The 16,951-nt window shown below is 52.3% G+C and carries 16 protein-coding genes; 10 read left to right on the top strand and 6 right to left on the bottom strand.

Features of this window, described 5'->3' with window-relative positions:
- On the top strand, positions 1-349 hold a 349-nt coding region (locus tag ACP7IZ_RS00005), incomplete at its 5' end, for an ExbD/TolR family protein (protein ID WP_426847345.1).
- Between the two features lie 84 nt (positions 350-433).
- Complete coding sequence (locus tag ACP7IZ_RS00010; RefSeq protein ID WP_426847346.1) at positions 434-2,026, top strand: gamma-glutamyltransferase family protein; 1,593 nt, start codon at positions 434-436, stop codon at positions 2,024-2,026.
- On the opposite strand, the gene guaD is transcribed toward ACP7IZ_RS00010, so the two are convergent.
- Positions 2,023-3,345: a guanine deaminase gene (guaD, locus tag ACP7IZ_RS00015; protein WP_426847347.1), complete on the bottom strand. Its 1,323-nt coding sequence runs from the start codon at positions 3,343-3,345 to the stop codon at positions 2,023-2,025. The genes ACP7IZ_RS00010 and guaD overlap by 4 nt on opposite strands.
- A gap of 4 nt (positions 3,346-3,349) precedes the next feature.
- Positions 3,350-4,252, bottom strand: a complete 903-nt coding sequence (locus ACP7IZ_RS00020; RefSeq protein WP_003624361.1) for a LysR family transcriptional regulator — start codon at positions 4,250-4,252, stop codon at positions 3,350-3,352.
- Positions 4,253-4,408: 156 nt separating this feature from the next.
- On the opposite strand from ACP7IZ_RS00020, the gene ACP7IZ_RS00025 reads away from it, so the two are divergent.
- Genes ACP7IZ_RS00025 through xdhC form a run of 8 tightly spaced genes read left to right on the top strand, consistent with a single transcriptional unit; the run spans position 4,409 to position 13,730 of the window.
- Complete coding sequence (locus ACP7IZ_RS00025; protein ID WP_426847348.1) at positions 4,409-5,827, top strand: NAD(P)-binding domain-containing protein; 1,419 nt, start codon at positions 4,409-4,411, stop codon at positions 5,825-5,827.
- A gap of 27 nt (positions 5,828-5,854) precedes the next feature.
- Positions 5,855-6,748, top strand: a complete 894-nt coding sequence (puuE, locus tag ACP7IZ_RS00030) for an allantoinase PuuE (protein ID WP_426847349.1) — start codon at positions 5,855-5,857, stop codon at positions 6,746-6,748.
- Positions 6,745-7,254, top strand: coding sequence for a 2-oxo-4-hydroxy-4-carboxy-5-ureidoimidazoline decarboxylase (gene uraD / locus ACP7IZ_RS00035; protein WP_426847350.1), 510 nt, complete (start codon positions 6,745-6,747; stop codon positions 7,252-7,254). The genes puuE and uraD overlap by 4 nt, the downstream gene beginning before the upstream one ends.
- Complete coding sequence (gene uraH, locus ACP7IZ_RS00040) at positions 7,251-7,583, top strand: hydroxyisourate hydrolase (RefSeq protein ID WP_426847351.1); 333 nt, start codon at positions 7,251-7,253, stop codon at positions 7,581-7,583. Before uraD ends, uraH begins: the two co-directional genes overlap by 4 nt.
- Positions 7,584-7,586: 3 nt before the next feature.
- Positions 7,587-9,047 (top strand): nucleobase:cation symporter-2 family protein, encoded by a 1,461-nt coding sequence (locus ACP7IZ_RS00045; RefSeq protein ID WP_426847352.1) that lies wholly within the window; start codon positions 7,587-7,589, stop codon positions 9,045-9,047.
- Positions 9,048-9,082: 35 nt separating this feature from the next.
- On the top strand, positions 9,083-10,564 hold the full coding sequence (xdhA, locus tag ACP7IZ_RS00050; RefSeq protein ID WP_426847353.1) for a xanthine dehydrogenase small subunit: 1,482 nt from the start codon (positions 9,083-9,085) through the stop codon (positions 10,562-10,564).
- On the top strand, positions 10,557-12,905 hold the full coding sequence (xdhB, locus tag ACP7IZ_RS00055) for a xanthine dehydrogenase molybdopterin binding subunit (RefSeq protein WP_426847354.1): 2,349 nt from the start codon (positions 10,557-10,559) through the stop codon (positions 12,903-12,905). Before xdhA ends, xdhB begins: the two co-directional genes overlap by 8 nt.
- A gap of 9 nt (positions 12,906-12,914) precedes the next feature.
- A complete protein-coding gene (gene xdhC, locus ACP7IZ_RS00060) occupies positions 12,915-13,730 on the top strand; it encodes a xanthine dehydrogenase accessory protein XdhC (RefSeq protein ID WP_426847356.1) in 816 nt (271 codons plus the stop codon).
- A 3-nt stretch (positions 13,731-13,733) separates the two neighbouring features.
- Here the strand turns inward: xdhC and ACP7IZ_RS00065 are convergent, their stop codons facing one another.
- The 4 genes from ACP7IZ_RS00065 to ACP7IZ_RS00080 are packed head-to-tail and all read right to left on the bottom strand — an operon-like array spanning position 13,734 to position 16,950.
- Positions 13,734-15,089, bottom strand: coding sequence for an AtzE family amidohydrolase (locus ACP7IZ_RS00065; RefSeq protein ID WP_426847357.1), 1,356 nt, complete (start codon positions 15,087-15,089; stop codon positions 13,734-13,736).
- Positions 15,086-15,274 (bottom strand): DUF4089 domain-containing protein, encoded by a 189-nt coding sequence (locus ACP7IZ_RS00070; RefSeq protein WP_426847358.1) that lies wholly within the window; start codon positions 15,272-15,274, stop codon positions 15,086-15,088. Before ACP7IZ_RS00070 ends, ACP7IZ_RS00065 begins: the two co-directional genes overlap by 4 nt.
- Before the next feature lie 12 nt (positions 15,275-15,286).
- Positions 15,287-15,691, bottom strand: a complete 405-nt coding sequence (gene hpxZ / locus ACP7IZ_RS00075) for an oxalurate catabolism protein HpxZ (RefSeq protein ID WP_035351335.1) — start codon at positions 15,689-15,691, stop codon at positions 15,287-15,289.
- Between the two features lie 17 nt (positions 15,692-15,708).
- Entirely contained in the window at positions 15,709-16,950 is a 1,242-nt protein-coding gene (locus ACP7IZ_RS00080) for a pyridoxal-phosphate-dependent aminotransferase family protein (protein WP_426847359.1), read from the bottom strand.
- Position 16,951: the final 1 nt, after the last annotated feature.

A 16,951-nucleotide genomic window follows, 5' to 3' on the forward strand; every position in this document is an offset into this window, starting at 1 on the left:
GATCATGCTGATCATCACCATCCCGTTGCAGACGCAGGCGGTCTCGATTGATCTGCCGCAGGGCAACCCGCCGCCCAGCACGGAAGAAACCCCTGTGGTGACGCTGGTTGTAGACTTTGATAACTCGCTGACATGGAATGGCCAGCCGATTAATGGGGAAGCCGATCTGCAGGCGCATCTGCGCGAGATCGCCAGCGGGCCAGAGGCCAGCCGGCCAGAATTCCATCTCCAGCCCAACCGTCTGGCAGACTACAAAACCGTCATCCACGTCATGGCCGACGCACAGCGCCTCGGCGTTACAAAACTCGGAATCGTCGGGCAGGAACAGTTCGCAGACGGTAAAATATAGGGGGTGGGTTTGATCATGAAATTGTGGTCAAGTATCTGATACATCGTTTTTATTATTTCCATTTATGCAAAGCGGTTGATTGTCATGCAGCATACATTCCAGTCTGGACGCGGGATGGTGACATCACCGCATCATCTGGCCAGCCAGAGTGGCCTTTCCATACTGAAGCAGGGCGGCACAGCTCTAGAGGCTATTGTAGCAATGGCCTCTACCTTATGTGCGGTTTACCCTCATATGACTGGTATTGGAGGAGATGCTTTCTGGCTGGTTTCTTACCCAGATGGCCGGGTGGAAGTGATAGAAGCCTGCGGTGCTGGAGCCTTACAAAGTTCCGCAGATGCATATCGTCAAGCAGGGCATACCACCGTGCCGTGGCGTGGAGGCTGGGCCGCCAATACCATGGCTGGCACTGTTTCTGGCTGGCAGCTTGCTTTGCAACAGAGTGCATCTATCAAAAACCCACTTCCACTGAATGCACTTTTGGAAGATGCCATTTGGTATGCTGAAAATGGCTATGTTGTTTCAGAAAGTGAAGCTGAGCTTCTGGCTTCCAAGAAAAGCGAACTTTTGCAAAATCAGGATTTTGCACAGTCTTATGCGCCAGATGGCAAATTGTTTCAGCACGGCATGGTGCGTAAGAACCCGGCATTAGGGCAGACACTGCGCCGCCTTGCCCAAGATGGATTGCAAAGTTTTTATACAGGTGCCACTGCGCACACCCTGTTGCAGGATCTACAACACGCAGAAAGCCCCTTAAGGGCAGAAGATTTTGTATCTCATAAAGCTCTCTTCAAAAAACCACTTGCTGCAAAGCTGAAGGGGGCACACGTTTACAACGCACCGCCACCAACTCAGGGCGTAGCTTCTTTGGCAATCTTGCGGCTATTTGAAAAACTGGGTGTGCAGGAAGGCGAGGGCTTTGCGCATATACATGGCCTGATAGAAGCTACAAAACAGGCCTTTTTGTTCCGCAATGCGCATGTAGGCGATCCACGGTGGATGACAGAAGATGCACAGGCTTTTCTAGACAACGAAAAACTGTGCACCGAACTGGCGCATAAAATTGACATGCAGCATGCTTCCCCGTGGCCTCAGCCCTCACAGGCCGGAGACACCACATGGATGGGGGCTATTGATTCCTCTGGCATTGCTGTCAGCATGATACAAAGCCTGTATTTTGAGTTTGGATCTGGTGTTTTTCTGCCGCAAACAGGAATTCTATGGCAAAACCGTGGTGCTTCCTTCCAACTGGAAGAAGGCGCATGGAATGCCTTTGCACCGGGCCGCAAGCCTTTTCACACCCTCAATCCAGCGCTAGCGCATTTTGATGATGGCCGGATGATGGTTTACGGCACAATGGGGGGAGAAGGCCAACCCCAAACACAGGCAGCGGTTTTCACCAGATACGCACAGTTTGGCACACCTTTGCAGCAGGCTGTTACGGCCCCCCGGTGGTTACTGGGCCGCACATGGGGAAGTGAGAGCCAATCCCTGAAAGTGGAAAGCAACATGGATGCAGGTGTTGTGGCCAAGCTGGAAAAAGCAGGCCATCCTGTAGAACGCGTTGCACCTTTTTCCAGCATGATGGGGCATGCCGGGGCCATCGTGCGGCATGCTAATGGTGTGCTGGAAGGCGCGGCTGACCCGCGCAGTGATGGATGTGTGGCGGCTTTTTAAGGCCGCTCATACACAGATTGCCCATTCACCCACGTTGCTTTTACGCTGCGATCATCCCCCAGGATAATCAATGGGAAAAGCATATCCTGCACCGTCTGGCAGTGAGCTGTTCTTTGCGCAAGCATAGGCGTGGCAGCCGGGTCCAATATACAAAAATCTGCCTCCATACCGGGTGCAATACGGCCGATTTTTGTATCCAGTTTAAGAGCTTCTGCAGCCCCAGCCGTTGCAAGCCAGAAGGCCTGAAGAGCTTGCAACCTTTCTCCTCCAGCCATGAGAGAAACTTTATAGGCTTCTCCCATCGTGCCAAGCATGGATAAAGTTGTGCCTGCGCCAATATCTGTACCCAAGCCGACATGCACGGGCCGATCTGACCGCATGGCATCAAACAGTTTAAATAAGCCGCTCCCTAAAAACAGGTTGGATGTCGGGCAATGAGCAAGCGTGCACCCTGCATGATGGCATTGCTGAAAATCTGTTTCCTGCAAATAAATGCCATGCCCAAAAATAGAGCGTGCCCCAACCAACCCTGCCTGTGCGTACACATCCAAATATGAGGCAGATTCTGGAAACAAGCTGGCAACGGCTTTTATTTCATCCATATTTTCCGCCAAGTGCGTTTGCATAAACACGTCTGGGTGGCGTGCCAGCAGATCACCAGCCATTTCCAATTGTTCTGGCGTGCTGGTAATGGCAAAACGAGGTGTGACCGCGTAAAGCTGACGGCCTTTATTGTGCCAACGTTGAATTAAAGCGGTTGAATCATCATACCCACTTTTGGCCGTATCTCGTAGATTGTCTGGGGCATTCCGGTCCATCAGCACCTTGCCCGCAATCATGCGTGTTCCGCGTTTTTCTGATTGTTTGAAAAACGCATTAACTGATTGCGCATGCACTGTGCAGTATACGGCAGCAGTGGTTGTTCCATTTCGCAAAAGTTCGTCCAGAAACGCGCTGGCAACCGCTTCTGCATAGGCCGAATTATCAAACTGGGCTTCGGTTGGAAAAATATACTGTTCCAACCACGGTAAAAGTTGCTGCCCCCAGGAGGCAATAGCTGGCATTTGCGGGTAATGAACGTGCGTATCAATAAACCCGGCGGAAATAATGCTATCCGGGTAATGTGTAACCGCAATGGCCTTATCTAGCTTAGGCGCAAGGGCCGCATAAGGCCCGCAATCTATTATGCGGCCCGCTTCCATTATAATCAGGCCGTCTTCTTCAACACTCAGACTTTCTTCCGGAGGTACCAGAAAAGGATTGCCCGTGAACGTAATGAAGCAACCCCGAATAGCCGTTTTTGCTGAAGATACTGGCATGATTTTATAGCTGTTCCAGAAAGAAATTTTCAATTTCGCTAATAATAAACCGTGCTGCCGTAGAAAGCTGGCGAGAGCGGTCTACACACAAAGCCAAGGATAGTGGCGTAAGTTTTTTATGGACAATAGGGGTAAAAGCAAGTTGCTTCTTTTGCACTTCATCATAGGCATCCAGATAACTTAAAATCCCAATTCCCGTGCCTTCCAGCACCAGAGATTTGATCATCTGAATATTATCTGCACGTGCAACAGCAGCTATTTCTATACCTGTTTCTGCTTCCAAAAGCCCAATGGGGCGCCAAAGCGCAAGAGGCGGCGAGGGCACAATAACCGGATATTCCGCAGCCACACTAAAGCGCGCCTCGCTCAACGCTGCAACGGGGTGAGACGGAAGGGAAATAAACCCCAAAGGAATTTCCTTATGCGCCCGTACAGTCAATTCCCGCATATGGCTTGGGTTAAACATAAGGGCAAAATCTGCGTGTCCCTTTACCAGAAGTTCTCCCATATTCTGGCTTTTGCGCACATGCACACTCACCAAAATACCCGGATGGCTTTCACGCAGCCGCCCCAATAGAACCGGTAAGAAACCTTTGGTAAGTGCATCTGGAATAAGAATATCCGCCGTGCCCTGCCGTAAGCCTTTAAGGTTATCAAGCTGGATTTTAAGCGTATTTAAGTCTCGCGACCAATGGCGGCAGGATGTTAGCAGCAATTCTCCGGCTGTTGTCAGGCGCAGGCCTGTAGGCAGGCGCTCGAACAATAACGTGCCCAGTAATTTTTCACCCTGAAGAATCTGCCTATCAATAGCGGAAGCGGCAATATGCAATTCGTCCGAAGCCTTACGGATTGAGCCATGCTGAGCAACAGCCATGAAGTAACGAAGAAAACGGGAAAAAACTGGCATTTGCTTTTGCTCTCATTTTGCGAACGCACCATGCTGAATTATGTCATATACAAGAACGATGCGAATGTGAAACATTATGCTTGATTTTATCGTCGTTGTCAGGGGCATGAATCAGATTGTTTTCGGGCAACGCATATTTCGGACTGATATGCAGGCATGGAACAGCTTAATAAACGTGTGCGTGATGATCTCGCAAAAATTCAGTATGCAACAGGCAATTGGTGCATTCCCCACAAGCATGATGGCGAAGATGTTCTGGATGTTGCTATTATTGGCGGCGGGCAGGGCGGTTTGGCCACCTGCTTTGGGCTGAAGCGGCGCGGCATTACCAACACCTGTATTTTTGATACCGCCCCCAAAGGAGGAGAAGGCCCGTGGATTACGTTTGCACGTATGCTAACCCTGCGTACGCCAAAATATGTAACCGGCCCAGATTTGGGCATTCCCAGCCTGACACCTCAATCCTGGTACGAAGCACGCTACGGAGCCGCTGCATGGCACACGCTGGATAAAATTTCCCGCCAGGATTGGCAGACTTATCTGGATTGGGTGCGTGATGTTCTGGATTTGCCTGTAAAAAATGAACACGAACTATTAGATATTGATTGGCAGGATAACCTGCTGAAACTAACTTTTGCATGTGCTGGGGGCGTAAAAAAACAGGTTTGGGCGCGCAAAATCGTGCTGGCAACGGGTATTGAAGGCGGTGGCGCATGGCATGTGCCAGACTTCATTACAAAAGTTCTGCCAAAAGCACGTTATGCCCATACGTGCGAACAGATTGACTTTGAAAAACTGCGCGGCAAACGCATTGGCGTTCTTGGTGCCGGGGCCTCGGCTTTTGATAACGCGGCAACGGCTTTGGAGCATGGCGCCAAGCAGGTTGATCTGTGCCTGCGCCGTAAAAAAATTCCATCTGTAAACCCATACCGCTGGATGGAAAATGCTGGGTTTCTCAGCTATTTTTCAGAACTGGATGATCTGGTGCGCTGGCGCTTCATGCGGCGGATTTATGATCTCAACCAGCCGCCCCCGCAGGATACGTTCTGGCGCTGCCGGAGCCATAAAAACTTTGCCTTCCACACGGGCACTCCGTGGCTTTCCGTGAAGGAGGAAGGGAAGGACGTGGTTGTGACCACGCCACATGGTGAAATGCGGTTTGACTTCCTGATTATTGGCACGGGGTTTGTTATTGATCTGGCCCAGCGGCCAGAACTGGCTAAAGTGGCGCCGCATATTGCCCTTTGGCGGGATTGTTTTGCCCCGCCGGAAGACGAACAAAGCACACTTCTGGGCAGCCACCCTTATCTGGGCGAACGCTTCCAGTTTTTGCCGCGCAATGCGTCCGATCCACTGGCTCCAATGCTTGCGGCCATCCATAACTTTACATTCTCTGCCACACCTAGCATGGGGCTTTCTGGCTCATCCATCAGCGCCATGCGGTTTGGGGTGGAAAAACTAACCTTCGGCATCGGGCGTGATCTGTTTGTGCAGGATGGTGAAAAACACCTGCAAAGCCTGCTGGATTACAATGTAGATGAATTGGTTAGTCTGGAACCTCCTCAGTGTGTTTGATGATGTGTTCTGGAAGGTAAGGAAATAATGCAGAATTACCCGCGCGATATGGTGGGATACGGCGCTTGCCCGCCGGATCCACGCTGGCCCAACGCTGCCCGTATAGCCGTGCAGTTTGTGGTGAATTACGAAGAAGGTGCCGAAAACTCTGTCCTACATGGAGATAAAGGGTCTGAGGCGTTCCTTTCGGAAATGATCGGCACAACATCTATCGTAGGCGAACGCTGCATGCAGATGGAAAGTCTGTATGAATACGGTAGCCGCGCGGGGTTCTGGCGCTTACATCGGTTGTTTGAACAGGCGGGCATCAAACCCACCGTGTTTGGTGTGGCAACAGCTATGGCACGCAACCCCATAGCCGTTGCTGCCATGCAGAAAAGCGGGTGGGAAATTGCCTCTCATGGCCTGCGCTGGATTGATTATCAGCATATGCCAGAAGATGTTGAGCGTGAGCATATTCGACAAGCCATAGAGCTACATACACAAGTTACGGGTGAACGTCCGCTTGGGTGGTATCAGGGCCGCACAAGCCCGAACACAGCCCGCCTTGTGGCTGAAGAAGGTGGCTTTGTTTACGATGCAGATTCCTATGCAGATGATCTTCCGTATTATGACAGAACACACGGCAAGCCGCAGCTCATTGTGCCTTACACGCTGGACGTGAACGATATGAAGTTTGCGGCCCTGAACGGCTTTACAGAAGGCGAACAGTTTTTCCGCTACCTGCGAGACTGCTTTGATATGCTGTATCAAGAAGGCGGCCGCATGATGTCTGTTGGCCTGCACTGCCGCTTGGCAGGCAAGCCCGCACGCGCCTTGGCGGTTGCCAAGTTTATACAGCACATCCAGCAGCATGAAGGAGTGTGGACACCAACCCGCTTGGAAGTAGCCCGCCATTGGCAGAAGGTGCACCCGGCATGATGCGCTTGCAGGATGTAAACACGCTCTCTCCCGCACAGTTTGTTGCAACATTTGGGGGCATTTACGAACATTCTCCGTGGGTGGCGGAAGCGGCTGTAACGCAGCGCCCCTTTGCCTCCTTGCAGCAGATGCAACTGGTCTTTTCCCAAGCCGTGCAACAGGCTCCGGAAAGTCAAAAACTGGCGTTGGTGCGTGCCCACCCAGAACTTGGCCACCGTATGGGCATAGATCCGGACTTAAGTGCTGAATCAACGCAGGAGCAGGGGAGCGCCGGGCTAGATCGGCTTTCTCCGGCAGAATACAAGCAACTCCGTGACCTGAATGACGCGTACCACAAAAAGTTTGGCATGCCGTTTGTTATTTGTGTCCGCAAAGCCACCAAAGCCGTTATTCTGGAAGCCTTGGAACAACGTCTGACAAGCTCCTTTACAGTAGAGCTTGCAGAAGCGCTAAAGCAGATTGATGCAATAGCGGCCTTAAGATTACAGGATAAGGTGCAGGCATGAGCTCTCTTTCCACACATGTGCTTAATACAGTTTCTGGCCGCCCGGCCAGTGCTGTGCAAATCCGCCTTTTTGCTGGTGATGCTCTTGTGTTTACGGGGGTAACAAATGCCGATGGCCGCTGTGCAGAACTCAGAAGCCTTGAACTCAAGCCCGGCCAGTATCGGCTAGAATTTGAAATCGGCACCTATTTTCAGCAACAGGGCATGAATCTGCCAGAGCCTCTTTTTCTGGATGTCGTGCCAATTGTTTTTGGGTTGGGTGAAGCCATGCACGCCCATGTGCCGCTGCTTGCTGCGCCTTATGGTTATTCTACTTACAGGGGAAGCTAACAGATGAAAGCTGCCAGAAACGTTCCGCAAGCGGTTCATCCTGTAGATGAATTCCTGCCTTTCTGGCAGTTGGGTGTTTATGGATTGCAGCATGTGCTCACATTTTATGCTGCATCTGTAATTGTACCTATTCTGCTTGCCAGTGCTCTTGGGCTTTCGCATGATGCCTTGGAACACCTTATTGAAGCCGATCTTTTCACCTGCGGCATTGCCTCGCTTATTCAGGCCGTGGGTATTGGGCCTCTGGGGGTCAAACTGCCACTGTTACAAGGTGTTACGTTTGTTTCCGTTACCCCCATGATCGCCATTGGCATGGCTGCCGGGGGCGGCATTGAAGGGCTGCATCAGATTTTTGGCGCTGTTATTGTTGCGGGTATTTTTTCCTATTTTATGGCGCCATTTTTCTCACGATTGATCCGTTTTTTTCCGCCTGTTGTCACCGGGTCTGTTATTCTGGTTATTGGGTTGGCTCTGCTGCCTGTGGCGGCCAATGATATTGTCAATGGCCAAGGCACGGGCACCATGCAAAACCCTGTCAGCCTGCGTAATGTTGCGTATGGCTTGGGCACGCTGCTGTGCATTCTGGCTGTTCAACGTTTCTTCAAGGGCTTTCTGGGCACCATTGCTGTGCTGGTTGGCCTGATTATGGGCACACTGGTTGCATGGATTTTGGGAGATGCGCATTTTGGAGATGTGTCATCCGCACCACTCTTAACCATTGTGCGCCCGCTGTATTTTGGCCTGCCCAGTTTTCATATCGTGCCCATTCTCTCCCTGATTATCGTGATGATGATTTCCATGCTGGAAACAACGGGGGATGTGTTTGCCACTGGTGCGATTGTGGACAAAAAGATCACTCCGCGTGATATCACTCGCGCCATTCGGGCAGATGGGGCAGCTACAATGCTGGGGGGTATTTTCAACTCCTTTCCCTACACCTGCTTTGCTGAAAACGTGGGCCTTGTGCGGCTTACGGGCGTAAAAAGCCGGTGGGTTGTGGCTGCCGCAGCCCTTATCATGATGATTATGGGCTGCTTGCCTAAACTGGCCGTGCTTATGGCCTGCGTGCCGCTGCCTGTTTTGGGGGGCGCAGCTTTGGCCATGTTTGCAGCTGTTGCCGTGGTGGGTATCCAAACCTTGGCGCAGGTGGATTTTGATAACCAAAACAACGGCATTATTGTTGGCACCAGTGTTGGCTTGGGCATGCTTGCTACAGCACAGCCCCACATTGCAGATCACTTTCCCGCATGGGCTCAGATCATCTTTGGCAGTGGCATCACGCTTGGGGCCATGTCCGCCATTATCCTGCATTTAATCTTCAACCACGGCACGCATGGCGCTGTTGTGGAAGAAAAAGAAGCCACCCCACAACCAGCCACCACCCACCCAGAAATGTGGAAGAACGTTGTTGTGATATCAGAAGATAAGCTTGGGCCACGTCGCCCAAAATCCTGTTCCAGATAAATCCTGACCACTGCTTCTTCTACAGAGACCAAAAAATGCGACACCATATAAGGTTTTATCTGGGTCAGACCTTGCACGAAGTGTCTGATCTTTCTCCCACTCACACAGTATTGGACTGGCTGCGTGACCAGAAAGGCCAAACCGGCACCAAGGAAGGGTGTAATGAGGGCGATTGCGGTGCCTGCACGGTTATGGTTGTGCGCCTTGAAAACGGCCAGCTCACATGGCGCAGCGTAAATGCCTGCATCCAGTTTTTATGGATGTTGGATGGCGCACAGCTTTTTACAGTTGAGCATTTGCAAAACCCGGATGGCTCCCTGCACCCCGTGCAACAGGCTATGGTGGACTTGCATGGGTCTCAATGCGGGTTTTGTACACCGGGCTTTGTGATGTCTATGGTGGCTTATGTGCAAAATGGCGGGGGAGATGATCCTAAAGCCATCAATACAGCGCTTGCGGGCAATTTATGCCGTTGCACCGGCTATGCACCTATTATACGCGCCATGCAGCAGGCACGCCACACCATGCAGCAACAGGGCAACCGTTTTGATGGGGAAAAACAAGACATCATTCTGCGCCTGTCTGCCTTACAGGATGGCAGCAGTGTAGATATTCAAAACGCCCAAGGCCGCATCACTTTGCCAGCCAATTCCGATGTGCTTGCAGCCGTTTATCAGGAAAGCCCTACAGCCACTCTGGTGGCTGGCGCCACAGATGTTGGCTTGTGGGTGACCAAGCATTTGCGAGACCTGCCGCATGTTGTTTCCGTAAGATCCGCCAAGGATCTGCATAAACTAGAACAACGTGATGGCGGTTTGTGGATAGGTGCGTCCGTAACATACACGCAGGCCCTTCCTGCCTTGGCAACCCATCTGCCCGACGCACTGGAAACCATAAAACGCATTGGTTCCACACAGGTAAGAAACGCTGCCACTGTTTGCGGCAATATAGGCAATGCTTCACCCATTGGGGATGGGCCACCATTGTTTATAGCTGCCGGAGCCATGCTGCATTTACGGCAAGGCAATACACGACGGCAGATTCCGCTTGGAAACTATTTTCTGGAATACGGAAAACAGGATCGCCGTCCAGCCGAATTCATAGAAGGCGTGTTTATACCAGATCAATCTGCTCAAACTGTTATGCGGGCCTATAAGGTTTCCAAACGGTTTGATCAGGACATTTCTGCAATTATGGCTGCCTTTGCGCTTTGTATAGATGCAGGTGGCCACATTACAGAAGCTCGTCTGGCTTTTGGCGGAATGGCGGGCATTCCCTGCCGCGCCAAGAAGGCAGAAAAGGCTTTGGTCGGCCAGAAGTGGGATATTGTCGCGTTAGAAGCTGCCCGCACGGCCATATTGGATGATTTTACACCCTTAACGGATATGCGCAGCAGTGCGTGGTATCGCTCTACGGTATCCGCCAACCTGTTAACGCGCTTTTTTGAAGAAACAGCGCCACAAGGAAGCAGTCAGCCTATCTGCCTGGAAGGTTGGAGAGAGATTTCCCATGCTTAAAAACCATAAAAGCGAGCAGAAAATTGTTCCCGGTGGCGCAACGCAAAGCCTGAAGCACGAAAGTGGGCGGCTGCACGTTTCCGGCAAGGCAACGTATATTGATGATATTCCCACCCCCGCAAATGTTGTGCATGTGGTACCCGGTTTAAGCACCAAGGCACATGCGCGCATTGTTTCTATAGATCTGGAACACGTTAAAAATTTTCCGGGCGTTCTATACGTTCTGACGGCCCAAGATGTGTTGGGGGAAAACCAGATCAGCCCCGTAGGCGCGGGGGACGAACCTCTTTTGGCCAAAGATGAGGTTTTCTATTACGGGCAGCCCATTTTTGCCGTTGTGGCCGAAACGCGCCTGGCCGCCCGCAAAGCCGCGCGTCTGGCAAAAATTGTTTATGAGGATCTGCCAGCCGTTCTCTCCATTGAAGATGCCCGCCAAAAAGGCGGTTCTATGGTGTGCCGTCCGTTAGAAATGGTGCGCGGTAATGCGGAAAATGCCTTGGAAAAAGCTCCTAAACGGCTTGCCGGGCGCATTACGGTTGGAGGGCAGGAGCAGTTTTATCTGGAAGGGCAAGCCGCACTGGCTACGCCGGGCGAAGAAGGAGAGATACGCGTATGCTCCTCTACACAGCACCCCACAGAAACCCAGCACATGGTGGCACACGTTCTTAACCGCCCCAGCAATTTGGTAACAGTAGAAGTACGCCGCATGGGCGGCGGCTTTGGGGGGAAGGAAACTCAGGCAAACGCTCCAGCCTGTCTGGCCGCCTTGGCCGCAGAAATCACCCAACGCCCCGCTAAATGTCGCCTTGATCGTGATGATGATATGATCATGACAGGCAAGCGGCATGACTTTGTTATTGATTATAATGTCGGCTTTGATGCGCAAGGGCATATTCAGGGTGTTGATATGCTGCTGGCCGCACGGTGCGGATGGTCTGCAGATCTATCTGGCCCTGTCACGGACAGAGCGTTGTTTCATGCAGATAACGCCTATTATTATCCGGATGTAAGGCTGCGGTCAGAACCATTTCGTACCAATACCCAATCCAACACGGCATTCCGGGGCTTTGGTGGGCCGCAAGGCATTGCCGCGGCTGAACGTGTTGTGGAGGAAATTGCTTTTGCCACGGGGCTGGACCCACTGGATGTGCGTTTGCGCAATACATACGGCACGCTAGATAGGAACATCACACCGTATTTTATGACCGTGGAAGATTCCATTTCCCGCGAAATCATGGAACAACTGGCCGAAGAGTGTGATTACCGCAAACGCCGTAAGGAAATTCACGCCTTTAACCACACCAGCAAATACATTCGCCGGGGTATAGCGCTTACACCTGTTAAATTTGGTATTTCCTTTACCGCCACGCATTTCAATCAGGCAGGCGCTCTGGTGCATGTCTATACCGATGGCTCCGTACAAGTGAACCACGGTGGTACAGAAATGGGGCAGGGGTTGCATACCAAAATGGTGCAAATTGCCATGCGGGAATTTGGCCTGCCCGAAAACCGTGTGCGCATTACCGCCACAACCACAGGCAAGGTGCCCAATACGTCTGCCACAGCGGCATCTAGCGGGGCAGATCTGAATGGCATGGCTGTTCTGGATGCTATCAGCAAGATCAAGGGGCGGCTTATCAGCTTTGCTGCCACACACTGGCAGGTGCCAGAAAGTGCTGTGCACTTTGGAAGCAACGGCGTGCAAGTGGGGGAAAGCTGCATTCCGTTTGTGGATGTGGTGAAAGCCGCCTACATGGCCCGTGTTTCGCTCTCCTCATCCGGGTTTTACAAAACACCCAAAATTTCGTGGGACCCCAAAACAGGCCGCGGCCGCCCATTTTACTATTTTGCCTATGGTGCCGCATGTGCGGAAGTTGCGGTTGACCTGCTAACTGGTGAAAACCGTATGGAACGCGTAGATATTCTGCACGATGCGGGGCAATCCCTAAACCCGGTTCTGGATATTGGCCAGATTGAAGGGGGCTTTATCCAAGGGGCAGGGTGGCTGACAATGGAAGAGCTGGTATGGGACCAAACAGGTCGGCTGCGCACGCACGCCCCCAGCACCTATAAAATTCCAGCTTGTTCAGACAGACCCCCAATTTTTAATGTGAAGTTGCTGGAGAACTCCCCTAACCGGGAAGAAACCATCTTCCGTTCCAAAGCCGTGGGGGAACCTCCTTTTGTGCATGGGCTGGCTGTATTGCATGCCATATCAGACGCCATAGCGAGCATTGCGGATTACCGTATCTGCCCACAGCTAGATGCGCCTGCCACGCCAGAACAGATTTTACGCACAGTAGAACGGCTTAAAAAACAAAAGGACATGTCTCACGAATAGGAGCTGATTATGCGAGAGGTTGCAAGGGTTCTCCAACACTGGCACCACCATCCAGAACAGCTCATTCTTGTGCGCGTTATAGAAGCCAAAGGCTCCACCCCGCGGGAGACTGGTGCCTTTATGCTGGTAGGCACCTCTTTTCTGGCCGGAACAGTAGGGGGCGGCGCGTTAGAACATGAATGCGTATTACAGGCGCGCCAAATGCTGTGCCAACACGAAAAGCTGCGTGAGCACGAATTTATTCTGGGTGGGCAAAATACCAACCAATGCTGCGGAGGTTGGGCCCGTGTGCGGCTAGAGCGTGTAACGCCAGATATTGTGCAGGAACTGGAAAACAACATACAGCAAGAACTGAAATTACGCCCAGTTTTACTTATGTTTGGGGCAGGCCATGTTGGCCGTGCCTTGGCCTATGCGTTGGCACCATTACCCTTGAAGTTAACATGGGTGGACCCCAGAGCGCAGGAGTTTGGCAATGTTCCCGCTGGTGTAGAAACACGCATAACAGACCAATGGGAGCCAATATTGCACGCCACACCGGCTAAATCAGGCGTGCTGGTGCTTACACCCAGCCACACATTGGATGCGCTGATTATAGAATCTGCTCTTTTGCGGAATGATCTGTCTTATGTGGGGCTTATTGGCTCTGCCACCAAACGCAGGCGGTTTGAACACAGCTTCCGCCAGCTTGGCATGGAAGAAGAGCGTTTACAGTCCCTCATCTGCCCCATAGGAGAGCGCGGTATCAGGGATAAACGGCCAGAAGTTATTGCAGCCCTTGTGGCGGCGGAAGTGGTGGAGCATGTGCTCCACCCATCCCAATAACGTTCAGGCCATTTCCTTTTCTGGCAGGGGCACGCATCCTGCCAAGCCGCTTTTCTTCAACGCCCGCGCAACACTAAACAGCGCGGCTTCCTGCCCCGGAGCAGCAACAAGCTGTAAACCAAGTGGCAAAGAGCCTGTATTTTTCAACGGCAAACACAACACAGGCAAGCCCGGCAGGCTTAAGGGCTGCGTAAACAAGCCTAGATTGGCCCGGGCAGACACGGGTTTGCCATCCACCATAATGGTTGGCTCATCCAGCAAAGGGGCTTCTCCCATAACCGTTGGCGCTATGAGAACATCTGTTTTCTGGAATATCTCGTGGATTTTCTGCCGAAACCAGTTTCTAAACCGCTGTGCCTGCAAATAAGTGGATGATGGCAACAAGGCCCCTGCAATCAAGCGGTCTCGCGTAGCGGGATCATACTCTTCTGCCTGTTTGCGCAGGCGCGGCAGATGCAGGTTTCCACCTTCCGCCGCTGTTATCAAAAAAGATGCCGCACGTGCGCTTGCTACTTCCGGCAACTCAACAGTGCTAGAATTTTTCAGGCTGGCGCAAACACGGTCCAGCGCAGCCACAAGGGCAGGAGACAGATTGGATGCAAACCATCCTCCCAACCTGGAAACCCGAAGCGTATCTACGGCTGGTTCTGGCGCTGGAGTGCTGCCATCCATCACGTAAAATGTTGTGATCAGATCATCCAGAGAGGATGCAAAACTGCCCACCACATCCAAACTGGCAGAAAACGGATAGGCACCCGCACGGGGTAGGCGGCCAAAAGTGGGCTTTATCCCCCATACACCGCATAATGATGCCGGAATACGAATAGACCCGTTGGTATCAGACCCAAGGGCAAAAGGCAGAAAACCCGCAGCAACAGCCGCGGCAGACCCACCGGAAGACCCGCCAGCCATACGGGCCAGATCATGCGGGTTATGGGTGGTGCCATAATGGGCGTTTACGGTTGCAAACCCGTAGGCAAATTCATCCATGTTCAATGTTGCCACGGGAATAGCCCCTGCAGCTTTAAGCCGCTGCACAATGGCGGCATCTTTTTGCGCAGGTGGTGTATTGCGCAACACAATAGAGCCCGCCGTAGTGACATGGCCTGCAATATCAAACAAATCTTTTACGCCAAACGGTACCCCTGCCAAAGGGGGCAAGGTTTGGCCCGCCTGCCGCATGGCATCTATTTTACGAGCCTGCTGCAAAGCCTCATCTGCAAAAATATGCGTCACACATCGGATATCGTTATCCTGTGTACGCAACGTATTTAATGTTTCCTGGATAGTGGAAACTGCACTTTTTTTACCAGAGCGAATAGCCTCCGCAATGGCAAGCGCGCTGGAAAAATGGGTCATGGAATGTACTCGTATGCTGGTTCACACGTATCGGGCAGAGTGTGCTGTTCAACCAGTTTGGCATAGTGCGCCAAAAGGGCGGAATTGCTTATCACTCCCGGTAGGCATGTGGGGGAAAGATCAAGCCCTATGGCTGTAGCGCGTGCGCGAACAAGATTTTCCTGATTAGAGGAAGGGGCGGTCATGGGCCTATTTCCTTATAAAGCAGGGCTTTCGGTTTCTGGGCGAGCTGCCATGAGCGAGACATGTGCTGCCAGAATTTTCCATCCATTGTCTGTCCGGATCCATGTTTGCATTTGCCGACCGGTGCGGTCTGAGCCTTCACGCTGAAATTCCAGACTGACAACAGCGCTTTCAGTGCCAATAGCGGTAATGGTGCGCCGCAGGTTACGGCGCGGGGGGCTGCCTCCTTTTCTGGAGCGGCGAAAAGCTGCTATTTCTTCCGCTCCATACAGGTTTTCTCCCACGCCGTAGCGCACCACTTCCGGGCCATTCCAGAACAGATCATCCAGAACTTTCACATCATTTTCGGCCAGAGCACGTTCGTAACGGTCTGAACATGCTTCAACCTGCCGGAGTGTTTCTGGATTATTCAGTTCCATTACGCGTCCCCCACTGGTTACGGCCAAGATGCTAGGGCGGCATCCACAGCAGCCCCGCGCGGTGGCTTAAACCCTTCGGCGGCCAAAGCTGCTTCCAATGCGCCCAATGTCAGCAGCACTTTGTGTTTAACGGCATTGTAACCCATGGTGCCAATACGCCAGATTTTGCCAGTTAGCGGGCCAAAAGCCGTGCCAATTTCAATGCCAAAATCCTCACGCATACGCAGTCGGACTTTATCTCCATCCACGCTGGCCGGAATCCATACCCCCGTTACGTTGGCCATACGGTGGGCATCATCACCAAAAATGGTTAGACCCATGGCACGTAGGCCTGCAATAAGTGCCGTGCTGGCCATTTTGTGGCGGGCAAAACGGTTTTCCAGCCCTTCTTCCAACACAATACAAGCGGCCTCTCTGGCGCCATATAACATGGTGGTTGCTTCGGTATGGTGGTTCAGCCGCTTTTCAGACCAGTAATCCATCACCATAGCCAGATCGAAGTAATTGGATGGAATACGCGGCCGCTGCCCATCCGTAAGGCTTGCATTGCGGATACCCGCCTCTACATGTCGGCGGGCCATAATATGTTCAGCAGCCCGGTCCGAAATAGTAATGGGGGCAGAACCCGGCGGCCCACCCATACATTTCTGCAAGCCGCCAGATACCACATCAATCCCCCACCGATCCGTGCAAACAGGCACGCCACCCAGCGTGGCCGTTACATCGGCATAAGAAAGAACATTGTATTTTTTGCACAATGCTCCAACACCATCCAAAGGCTGCGCCATTGTGGTGGAGGTATCACCATGAATACAGGCCAGAACCTGTGGCTGATGTTCCTGCAATGCCGCTTCTATTTGCGCCAGCGAGGCTACTTCACCCCATGGCAGATCCAGCGTGCAGATTTCTGCTCCAACCCGTTCGGCAATTTCGGAAAGCAGCAAGCCAAAGCGTCCGGCACGCACAATAAGAATTTTTGCACCCGGTTCCACCAAGGAAACAAGAGCCGCCTCAATACCGGCGCGGGCCGTACCATCTACCAGAAACGTCCATTGGTTCTGTGTCATGAATACCTGGCGGTACAGCGCCATGGTTTCATTCATGTATTCTGTCATTTCCGGGTCAAACTGCCCCAGCATATCGGCAGACATGGCACGCAAAACACGAGGATGCGCATTAATAGGGCCGGGGCCCATCAGAAACCGTTGGGGCGGATCTATCTGCTTAAACATTGGTGGAATCATACGGGTTTGCTCCATG

The organism is Acetobacter sp. AAB5 (genome assembly GCF_050106715.1).
In the GTDB taxonomy this organism is placed as follows: domain Bacteria; phylum Pseudomonadota; class Alphaproteobacteria; order Acetobacterales; family Acetobacteraceae; genus Acetobacter; species Acetobacter oryzifermentans.